4 protein-coding genes and 1 pseudogene are annotated in these 4,128 nt (G+C 61.9%); all 5 read right to left on the bottom strand.

The genetic code is table 11. The features are described from left to right. Positions 1-239: 239 nt before the first annotated feature. A complete protein-coding gene (locus EVS83_RS15235; protein ID WP_133502013.1) occupies positions 240-512 on the bottom strand; it encodes a hypothetical protein in 273 nt (90 codons plus the stop codon). A 517-nt stretch (positions 513-1,029) separates the two neighbouring features. Continuing rightward, positions 1,030-1,920, bottom strand: coding sequence for a DUF2971 domain-containing protein (locus tag EVS83_RS15230; RefSeq protein WP_133502011.1), 891 nt, complete (start codon positions 1,918-1,920; stop codon positions 1,030-1,032). A 48-nt stretch (positions 1,921-1,968) separates the two neighbouring features. Continuing rightward, positions 1,969-2,733: a DUF2971 domain-containing protein gene (locus EVS83_RS15225; protein WP_166636934.1), complete on the bottom strand. Its 765-nt coding sequence runs from the start codon at positions 2,731-2,733 to the stop codon at positions 1,969-1,971. Positions 2,734-2,865: 132 nt separating this feature from the next. Then, positions 2,866-3,591, bottom strand: coding sequence for a TSCPD domain-containing protein (locus EVS83_RS15220; RefSeq protein WP_133502007.1), 726 nt, complete (start codon positions 3,589-3,591; stop codon positions 2,866-2,868). Positions 3,592-3,701: 110 nt separating this feature from the next. Further along, positions 3,702-4,128, bottom strand: a pseudogene (locus EVS83_RS15745) (hypothetical protein); the annotation flags it as partial.

Below are 4,128 nucleotides of genomic sequence, written 5' to 3'. Positions count from 1 at the left end.
GGTGCAAAGAAAGATAACCAAAGAAAGCACCTTCCTCGACAAATCTACAGCCTGCGCGTGCTGATTCCTGGCGATCGCCACACTCGGCATCCTGCCTCGGGTGGCGACGGCCGACGTCCTGTCGGCCGCCCTTCGGGTCTCGTATTGCGGATCAGCAATCGAAGTACAGGAAATCGCACTCTGACTCCTGTTTCATTGGGTCGAGGAAAACTGCACTCCGACCCTGTTTTCGGCGTCGCTCAGCAGGGATGCCAGGTCTCGCTGTAGTACGACCACGTGCCGCCCGCATTGCGGCGGTACACGAGCAGCTTGTAGTGCCACACGCCGCTGAACATGCGGTGGTCGGTCACCCAACTGTTGAAGCACTGGCTGCTGCGTGGCGAGCAGTCGCCCGACATGCCCTTGTTGCCGTACGACGGGCAGCCGGCCTGGGCGACGGCGGGCAACGCCAGCGTCGCGCCCAGCAGGGAAGCGGCCAGGTAACCGCCGAGGGAATGCAGAGATTTTTTCATCGACCAGTCCTTGGGGATGCGGAACACGATGGTGGGATGTACGCGAGGTGCGTCGCGGTGCGTGGGCAGGTTGAACCGTGGTCCGTCGCGATGCTGTAAACGTGTGCGGCCTGGTGTGCTGCGAACGCCGGCGGGATCGGCACAGCGGCGGCGTTCGGGACGCTGACGGCGACAACGCACGTAGCATTTCGCCGCGATTTGCGCGCCCGGAAGCGGGGCACATTCCGGTGTGGTGGAGTGATGCGATGGACCGTCGCGAGACGGCGGCAAGAGCGTTTCGTGCGCTGCGCGCCCAAGTTACTTTCTTTGCTGGTGCAAAGAAAGATAACCAAAGACAGCACCTCTCTCGACGGATCTACAGCTCGCGACTTGTAACTCCTCGCGATCGCCACACTCGGCATGCTGCCTCGGGCGGCGACGGCCGACATCGTGTCGGTCGCCCTTCGGGTCTTATATGACAGCGCCAGCCTGTGAGTGCAGAACCGAAACCCGACCCCATTGCTGGCAACTATGTCACTCAGCCGACATTGCGAAATGGAACAGCGCTAGGTCTGGCCACTGCATTAAGGGCGTTGCACCGCCTAAGTAGCAGGCGGACCGACGACACCGCGAGATCCATGTGCCGCTGGGGACCGACTACCGCACCGTTCACTGAGCCGGGCTCAAAAGTGTACGGCCAGTACGGCTTCAAGACTGGTCCCTCGACGAAGCCAACCTGCTCTTCGTCCGCTTCGTTAGCGAAAAGAACAAGGCGCCATTCGCCCTCGTCCTTGTAGTGAGCGTTCTTAAGAAATGCGCTCAACCACGCAGCAGCTCCAGCCGCAGCTTCGGCCGCCTCATCCGGGCCGCCTGCATGTGCAATGAACGCTTCATCGCACAGTTCGATCAATCGATTTACAAGCTTCCGATGCGAATCAGGTTTGTAAAAGCACTTGGACAGCCAAAGGTTTTCTACTCGCGAGTGGCTACGCTTCTCGTCGATCAGTTTCGAAGTGTCAAAGCCCAATGCATAACCATCTTCGCCCCGGCCATAAGCGCGCCACTGCGGCAAAGAATCGGCGTGCACTGAAAACGACGCGGTATAAACGTCGGACAGTCGATCGCTGCTAGTCGCTTGCTTATAGAACGGTTGACACGCAGCTTTTAACACGCGTTCTATCGAGTCACTCACGTGTCCGGATCGACCGGTGGCGGCTTCGATGAAGAGGGCCTTTCCTAACCACTGCTCGGTCTTGTCATTCAAGAATGCTGCATTGGAAAGACGAATCGTCTTCGTCTCTAAGATTCCCTTGAGACCTGCCGCGCTGGTGTAGTGCCACAGCGTCGCGGGTGGGCGCGGCTCGCTTCGCTCATGGATCAATCGCATGTCCTGCAGCAGGAGCGAGATCAGGCTATTTGCTAGTGCCACGAAAACTCCGTGCAAGCGAACGGGATGAGGGCGGGCTGTCGCGTGGCATCACCTGTTCAGGCGAGCGATTTCTATCGAGTAAGAATTGCTCTTTCGATGCGCTTGGAGAAGCTCCGCATCGGGAAATCTCTCTCTTATTAGGGGGATCAGAAGTGCCTTTGTGCTTGGCAACGTCTTAACTCCGAAGCACACGGAGCGAAGTTCACTGTTGAAAAACCCCGCATACTCAACTGGAGAGCCCGGTTCGCGGCCGTCTCCAGAAGAAATTCGCCATTCCCGTTCGTAGGACCATTGGTCGGATTTCGTAAAGATCATTCGATCGACAACGTCGTGCGGAATGCCGGCGTTTCCGGCGACTATCGCAGCCAGTTCTTCTTCGTCGGCGAAACGAGGGGGGTGAGGTCTATAGTCGACGCGCTTCGCGAGCTTATAGACGCTGTCGCAACTATCGACGTTGCTAAAGCCGAGGACGATGCCGCAGTGGCTTTCGCTGTAGTGCGACCACATGAGTACCGAGTCCGTTCGCTCGCTGAAGCAGATGAGCTTTGTCCGTCCGAGGTCGGAGAACAGTCCAGTTGAGAAAGAACTAACGTGCTCCGGCAGCTTCGCCAGGAATGCTTCTACGCCCGGACGCATCGCGGCCTTCAGTGCGCCTTGTCCGGTTCTGCGGAATTGCGCGCCCTTCTGATCAAGAAGGCGGCCCATCGCGTTTGCCGCTGGGGGCGCTCGTCCGCAGCAGCGCTCCCAGATTAGATCCAGCGCGAGATCGATGACCCGATCACGATCGACGTCGACTTGCAGCTCGATCTGCATGTCGGCAGGGTCATTGAACGTTGCGGGGGTTGCCCACCGCAACGTCTGATTGCTAAGGATCGCAGTGCCGCCAGCTACGGAGACGTACTTGTAATAGATCGGCAGCACTTGTGCAGAGCTACTTCGCGGTGCTCAGCCACACTTGCTATACCCGCAATTCAAGCAAGTCGCACATCCATCCATCAGCACCAGCGCCTTCGTGCTGCACTTGTGGCACATGGTCGCGCTGGGCGGGAAGGTGGTGCCGTCGCCGGTGACGGCGACGCTTTCGTTCGATGCCGGATTCGTCGCGCGCTCGTAGGCGGCGCGCTTTTCGGCGATGAGGGCGCGGGCCGCCTCGCTCATCTCGGGGTCGTGGATCATGCCGATCGACTTGAGGTGGTCTTCGACCACGGCGCCGATCTCGGCGACCAGGCTCGGCATGTAGACGCCGCCGGCCTTGAAGTAGCCGCCGCGTGGGTCGAACACGGCCTTCATCTCGTCGACGAGGAAGGTGACGTCGCCGCCCTTGCGGAACACGGCGGACATGATGCGCGTGAGGCCGACGATCCACTGGAAGTGGTCCATCGACTTCGAGTTGATGAACACCTCGAACGGGCGGCGCTGTTCGTGCTCGGTGCCGGCGTTGAGCACGATGTCGTTGATCGTCACGTACATGGCGTGCTCGACCAGCGGCGTCTTGATCTTGTACGTCGAACCGATGAGCACTTCGGGGCGCTCGAGGCGCTCGTGCATCTGGATGACGTCGGCCATCTTCGGCTCGGCCGGGGCGGGCGTGGCGGCCTGGGCTTCGCGCGCGCGGTCCTCCGCGCTCACCACGCTGTAGCCCTTGATTTTCTTTTCGATCTTGACGGCCATCGGCCCGGTCCCCGTGTTGCTCGTTGTTGTCGGTAGTTGATGCGTCGCGCATGCGCCGCATCGTGGAATTGGGTGGTGCCGGCGGCGAACCGCCGGCACCGGTTCACTGCTTACAGGCTGGCGCGGCTGTCACCGCCGCGGCTGCGGCCGTTCAACATGCGCGAGGCGCCGTTGCCGCGGGACGCCGAAGCGCCGCGGCTGCCGGTCGAGGCCGAACGGCTGCCCGCGCTCTTGCGCGCGCCGCCCTTCTTGGCCGCGCCGCGCGTCGACGTGGACGAGCCGCCGCGGCCCGAAGCCGAACGGCCGCCCTTCTTCGCCGCGGTCTTGCGACCGGTCGACGAACCGCCGCGCGACGACTTCGATGCGGCCTTGCGTGCGGTCGACTTGCGAGCGCCCGTCTTGCGCGCACCCGCCGTCTTGCGAGCGCCCGTCGTCTTGCGTGCACCTGCGGCCTTGCGGGCGCCGGTGGCGCGCGTCGCCGCACCCTTGCGGGCGGCGGCCGAGCGGCGTGCGCTGGTCGCGGCCTTGCGGACGGCC

Origin of the sequence: Cognatilysobacter terrigena, assembly GCF_004361065.1 — a bacterium.
GTDB lineage: Bacteria > Pseudomonadota > Gammaproteobacteria > Xanthomonadales > Xanthomonadaceae > Cognatilysobacter > Cognatilysobacter terrigena.
This window is presented reverse-complemented; position numbering and strand designations above follow the sequence as displayed.